The following is a 6,036-nucleotide window of genomic DNA, read 5'->3' on the forward strand; positions in this document are numbered from 1 at the left end:
GTCGCCGGCCGCGACCGGCCGGGCACCGTCTACCCGAAGCAGGAGTCCGGCGGCGGGCGCACCCTCGCGGTCGCCGGTGAGGAGACCCGGCGGGCGGCGGTGGAGGCCCTGCGCGCCTGCCACCCCGGCGGCGGCACCGCGATCGGCAGCTGGCTGGGGCGTGCCGGTGAGCTCTTCGCCGGACTCCCGGGCGGCGGCGCGGACTTCGTACGTCACGCCCTGCTGCTCACGGACGGCAGGAACGAACCGGGCTACGAGTCGAGGGAGGAGCTGACGGCCCGAATCGCGGACTGCGCCGGGCAGTTCACCTGCGACGCGATCGGTATCGGTGACGGCTGGGACACCGACGAACTGCTTCTGATCACCAGCGCGCTGAACGGCACGGCGCACGCCTTCGAGGAAACCGGCGCAGCGGGTCCACCCGGCCCGCCCGGCCCGGCTGGTCCACCCGCTCCACCCGCTCCACCCGGTCCGGCGGCTCCGGACGATCCGGCCGGCCCGCTCCCCGGCAGACTGCGCGACCTCACCAGACAGGCGGCAGCGCGCGACCTCACCGGACTGCGGCTGCGCCTCTACCGCAGCGACAACGCCGAACTGCGCTCCTTCGGCCAGGTCCACCCCACACGGCGCACTCTGCGGCCGGTCGAGGAGACCGCGTACCTGCGGGAGTACGCGACCGAACCCTGGGGCGACGAGACCCGCTCGTACCTGCTCTCGCTCAGCGCCCGCCACACCCTTGAGGCGGAGGGCACGGAGCTGATGCTCACCGAGGTGGAGCTGGTACGCGACGGCGCCGGCCGGCCGCCTGCCGGACTGCCGCCGTCCCGGCCGGTGGTGGTCCGCTGGTCGGGCGACCACGGGCTGTACAGCAGGGTGCACCCCGATGTCGGCCACTTTCTGCACCAGGAGGATCTGGTCCGGTGCTTCGATGAGGGCTGCGCCGCGCTGCGGGCCGGTGACACCGAGGCCGCCCGCCGGGCGCTCGGCCGCGCCTGGCAGCTCGCGGTGGAGGTCGGCGACGGCGCGATGCGGGAGCACCTGGAGAAGCTGGTCGAGCCCGGCGCAGACGGTGAGGTGGAACTGCACGCCCGCATCCGGCGGTTCGACATCGAGACGGCCCGGATCCGCACCAGCTACACGACGAGCCACCGGTGAGGGACACGGACCGGGTGTTCCCGGCGCTCGGAGTGCTCGGGGTGCTCGGCGTGCTCCGCCGGGTGCTCGCGGCGCTCCGCAGGCTGCTCTGCCTGGCGCCCGTACCGGCGGGACAGAGCCCCGCCTTCCTCCGCGACCGGCTGATGGTGCTGCCGCTGCTCACGGTGGTCGCGTTCGGAGCGCTGTCGACGGCGTACGGGGAGGTGCACGGCGACTCGTCCCGGATCGCCGACCGCACGGGCCCCGCCCTGGTGGAGCTGACCCGGGCCGAAATCGCCCTGGACCAGGCGCAGAAGGAAGCCGATGCGGTCCTCCAGGGGCCGGAACTGATCGGACTCGGCCAGACCTATCCGACCCTGATCACCAGGGCCACCCAGAACCTCAACGAGGCCGCCCAGTCGCCCGCGCTCAGCGCCTCCCAGCGCCAGGGCCTCCAGGTGGTGTCGGGCCTGGTGGTCGACTACAACGGCTACATCGGCACCGCCGACCGCAACAGGGACGACCCCACGCTCAAGAAGGCGTACCTCTCGTACGCGCTCAGCATGCTCTGCGAGACGACGGGCGGCGGGAGCGGTGCGGGCGGCGGCGGTGGCTCAGGCGGCGCGGATGTGGGCGGGACGGACGGAGCGGAGGGTGCGGGCGCCCCGGCGCGCTGCGCCGACCGGACCGTACGCACGGTCCACGGCTATGAGGCCACCACCATCCAGGACCGCATCGGCTCGCTGGAGCGGAGTCTGCGCGCGGATCTCGACCAGGAGGCGGGGTGGGGCACAGCGCCCGTGGTGCTCGCAGCCGTCGCCTGCGCCGCGTATGTCCTGCTGGCGGTCGGGCTGTTCCGCACGCTCAGCTTCCTGACGACCAGGTTCCGGCTGCTGAGCCTGCCGCTGGCGGCCACCGTGCTGCCGCTGCTCGCGGTGCCCGTGCTGGTACTGGGCACCGTGCAGGTGCAGCACGGCCAGGCGACCGTCCGGCGGATCGCGGACGGCGAGCTGGCCCGGGTGTCCGCCACCGCACCTGCCGTCCAGCCGGCACCGGCCGCGGGAACGGCGGCCGCGCCGGGCTCGGTCGACGCCCTGCAGCAGCGCGTCGACCGGGCCATGCGCGGGGCGCACAGCGCGGGCTGGGCGTCGGTGACGGGGTTCATCCTGCCCGCCGGCCTGCTCGGCGCCGCCGTCACCGGCTGGGCGCTCCTGGCCTACCGGCACGACTACGTACGGGTTCCGCGGCGGGAGGACTTCCAGTGAGGGGGGAAGAGAGGGGGAAGAGGCCAACGAGGGCGACGCGGCCCGGAGCCGGTCTGCGCCTGCTGCTGGCAGGCACGCTGGTCGTGCTCGCCGCGGCGCTGGCCGGCGGCTGCTCCGGCGGCGGCAAGCGGACGGTCGTGGTCCTCGGGCCGTGGACGGGGAACGAGGCGGCCGCGTTCACCAGGACACTCGACCTGCTGGACGACGGCACCCCGTACAACTACAGCTACCAGGGCACCAGTTCGCTGCGGGAGACGCTGGTAGCGCAGCTGGAGGCGGACGCGCCGCCGGACGTGGCCATCCTCAACAGCCAGGGCGAGCTCCAGGAGTACGCGCGCGAGGGTGCGCTGACCCCGCTGACCGGAGACCTGGCGAGCAGGGCGTACCCGCCATGGGCCCCCGAGCTGGTCGTCAACGGCAGCAGGCACACCTACTGGGTCCCGCTCAAGGTCGACATCAAGAGCCTGGTGTGGACGAGGACGGCCCAGCCGGTCAGGCCGCACAGCTGGTGCCTGGGCATGAGCGCACAGGCCACCACGGGCTGGCCGGGCACCGACTGGATCGAGGACATCCTGCTGCACCGCTCCGGCCCGCAGAAGTACGAGCAGTGGGCCACCGGCGCGCTGCCGTGGACCAGCCGGGAGGTACGGGACGCGTGGACCACCTGGGCCTCGCTGATGGCCGGGCAGGACACCAGGAGCGCGCTCGACATCCCGTACACCGGAGAAGGCGGCAAGGGGCTGCTCAACTCCGGCACCTGCACGGAGGAGCACGCGGGGACCTTCATCCGCTATCTGTACGGCCCGGACATCACCTTCAAGCCGTCGGCCGACACCATTCCCGGACTCGGCGGCCACAAGGACGCGTACGAGGTGTCGGGCGACATGGCCGCGGTGTTCCGCGACAGCCCGGCGGCGATGAGACTGCTGAGCAGACTGGCCGGACCCGAGGGGCGCAAGATCTGGCTGGCACAGGCCGCACCGCAGCTGAAACCGCACTTCCCCAGCGCGTCTGACCCGCAGCCCACCGACCCGCTCGGCCGCAAGGCGGCGACTCTCCTCACCGGAGGAACGCGCGAGGCGCCGACGCACGAGCTGTGCTTCGACGCCTCGGACACCATGCCGCCCACGCTGCGCGACGCGTTCCAGCACGCGGTGCTGAAATTCCTCAGCACACCGGACAGCGCCACCCAGAACCGCCTGCTGGCGCAGCTGGAACAGGAACGCAGCAGACTGGCGGGCGCGCCCGCACTGCCGGAGGTGTGCGGCAGTCCGGCGGCCTAGCCCCCTGGACCCGGGCAGGGACGGCGGTGGAACCTAGGCGATCTTCTGCTTCACCTGGGCCAGCGACGGGTTGGTCAGGGTCGAGCCGTCGGGGAAGAGGACCGTGGGGACGGTCTGGTTGCCGCCGTTCGCCTTCTCCACGAAGGCCGCGGAATCGGCGTCGTGCTCGATGTTCACCTCGGTGTACGCGATGCCCTCGCGGTCCATCTGGCCCTTCAGCCGGCGGCAGTAGCCGCACCACGTGGTGCTGTACATCGTCACAGTGCCCGGCATGTCTCTCGCGCTCCTCTGCTGCTGCGTCGCCCGCAGCCTTCTGTACTGCTTCGTCCGACTGCTTCGTCCGAAACATTCCGTTCGATACGTTCGTTCACATGCATTCGGTATGTTCGATGCATAGGCGTTCCCTGGGGACGGCCCCGGGAAGTCACATGGCGTAGAACGTACGAGACCCGGCGGCCATTCCCCCCAGCAGCCCCCGCAGTAAGTACGACTGCGACCTGGTCCCTGTGGACAACCGATCGGCGGCTCCCGCGGGACCTGGCAGCATGGCGGGGTGACAGCAGCAACGCACGCCTCTCTCTTCCCGCAGGTTCCGGACTCCGCGGACGCGGTGCTCGACGGGCTCGACCCCGAGCAGCGCGAAGTCGCGACCGCCCTGCACGGTCCGGTGTGTGTGCTGGCCGGAGCGGGCACGGGCAAGACCCGCGCGATCACGCACCGCATCGCGTACGGGGTGCGCGCAGGCATCCTGCAGCCCTCCACGGTGCTCGCCGTCACCTTCACCAACCGCGCGGCCGGCGAGATGCGCGGCCGGCTGCGCCAGCTCGGCGCGGGCGGCGTCCAGGCGCGTACGTTCCACTCGGCGGCCCTGCGCCAGCTCCAGTTCTTCTGGCCCAAGGCGGTCGGCGGCGAGGTGCCCCGGCTCGTCGAGCGCAAGGTCCAGCTGGTCGCGGAGGCCGCCGGCCGCTGCGGTGTCCGGCTCGACCGCAACGAGCTGCGGGACGTGACGGGTGAGATCGAGTGGTCCAAGGTCACCCAGACCGTGCCGGCCGACTATCCGGCGGCCATCGCGAAGTCGGCCCGCGAGGCGCCCCGCGGCCCGGCCGAGATCTCCCAGATCTACGCGATGTACGAGCAGCTCAAGCGGGACCGCGGGGTGATCGACTTCGAGGACGTGCTGCTGCTGACCGTCGGCATCCTCCAGGACCGGCACGACATCGCCGACCGGATCCGCAGCCAGTACCAGCACTTCGTGGTCGACGAGTACCAGGACGTCAGCCCGCTCCAGCAGCGGCTCCTCGACCTGTGGGTGGGGGACAGGGAGGACCTCTGCGTCGTGGGCGACGCCAGCCAGACCATCTACTCCTTCACCGGCGCCACCCCCGACCACCTGCTCAACTTCCGGGTCCGCCACCCGCAGGCCACGGTGGTGAAGCTGGTCAGGGACTACCGCTCGACCCCCCAGGTCGTCCACCTGGCCAACGGGCTGCTGGCGCAGGCCCGCGGCCGCGCCGCCGAACACCGCCTGGAGCTGGTCTCGCAGCGCTCGCCGGGACCCGACCCCGTCTACAAGGAGTACGGCGACGAGCCCACCGAGGCCGAGGGGACCGCCCGCCGGATCCGGGACCTGATCGCGGCGGGTGTCCCCGCCTCCGAGATCGCCGTGCTGTACCGGATCAACGCCCAGTCCGAGGTCTACGAACAGGCGCTGGCCGACGCGGGGGTGCCGTACCAGCTGCGCGGAGCCGAGCGGTTCTTCGAACGGCCCGAGGTGCGCGAGGCGGGCGTCGCGCTGCGCGGCGCCGCCAGGGCCGGCGGCAACGACCCGCTCCTCGACGACGCGGTGGACCTGCCGTCCCAGGTGCGGGCGGTGCTCGGCACCAAGGGGTGGCGGGCGGAGCCCCCCGCGGGATCCGGGGCGGTCCGGGACCGGTGGGAGTCGCTGGCCGCGCTGGTGCGCCTGGCCGAGGACTTCGCCGGGGCCAGGGCGGGGGCGACCCTCTCGGACCTGGTCGCGGAGCTGGACGAGCGGGCGGCCGCGCAGCACGCCCCGACCATCCAGGGCGTCACGCTGGCCTCGCTGCACTCGGCGAAGGGCCTGGAGTGGGACGCGGTGTTCCTGGTGGGGCTGACCGAGGGAATGATGCCGATCACCTACGCCAAGACGGAGGAGCAGGTCGAGGAGGAGCGTCGGCTGCTCTATGTGGGGGTCACCAGGGCCCGGCTCCACCTCACGCTCTCCTGGGCGCTGTCCAGGTCGCCCGGCGGCAGGGCCTCCCGCCGCGCGAGCCGCTTCCTCAGCGGACTGCGACCGGGCTCGGCGGCCGCCGGGACGCGCGGCGCCGCCGGGGGCG

Annotated in this window: 5 protein-coding genes; 4 read left to right on the plus strand and 1 reads right to left on the minus strand. The window is 72.7% G+C overall.

Annotation, left to right across the window (positions count from 1 at the left end; translation table 11 throughout):
* From G3I19_RS33650 to G3I19_RS33660, 3 genes are all read left to right on the plus strand, one after another.
* On the plus strand, positions 1 to 1,155 hold a 1,155-nt coding region (locus tag G3I19_RS33650), incomplete at its 5' end, for a vWA domain-containing protein (RefSeq protein ID WP_164267502.1).
* Positions 1,152 to 2,399, plus strand: coding sequence for a hypothetical protein (locus tag G3I19_RS33655; protein ID WP_164267503.1), 1,248 nt, complete (start codon positions 1,152 to 1,154; stop codon positions 2,397 to 2,399). The genes G3I19_RS33650 and G3I19_RS33655, both read left to right, overlap by 4 nt.
* Positions 2,396 to 3,682, plus strand: a complete 1,287-nt coding sequence (locus G3I19_RS33660; protein WP_343235288.1) for an ABC transporter substrate-binding protein — start codon at positions 2,396 to 2,398, stop codon at positions 3,680 to 3,682. Before G3I19_RS33655 ends, G3I19_RS33660 begins: the two co-directional genes overlap by 4 nt.
* 33 nt (positions 3,683 to 3,715) lie before the next feature.
* On the opposite strand, the gene G3I19_RS33665 is transcribed toward G3I19_RS33660, so the two are convergent.
* Positions 3,716 to 3,955 (minus strand): mycoredoxin, encoded by a 240-nt coding sequence (locus tag G3I19_RS33665; RefSeq protein WP_164267504.1) that lies wholly within the window; start codon positions 3,953 to 3,955, stop codon positions 3,716 to 3,718.
* Positions 3,956 to 4,235: 280 nt separating this feature from the next.
* On the opposite strand from G3I19_RS33665, the gene G3I19_RS33670 reads away from it, so the two are divergent.
* Positions 4,236 to 6,036 (plus strand): ATP-dependent helicase (locus G3I19_RS33670; RefSeq protein ID WP_164267505.1); only part of this gene is annotated, 1,801 nt, incomplete at its 3' end.

Origin of the sequence: Streptomyces sp. SID10853 (assembly GCF_010548145.1) — a bacterium.
Lineage (GTDB): Bacteria > Actinomycetota > Actinomycetes > Streptomycetales > Streptomycetaceae > Streptomyces.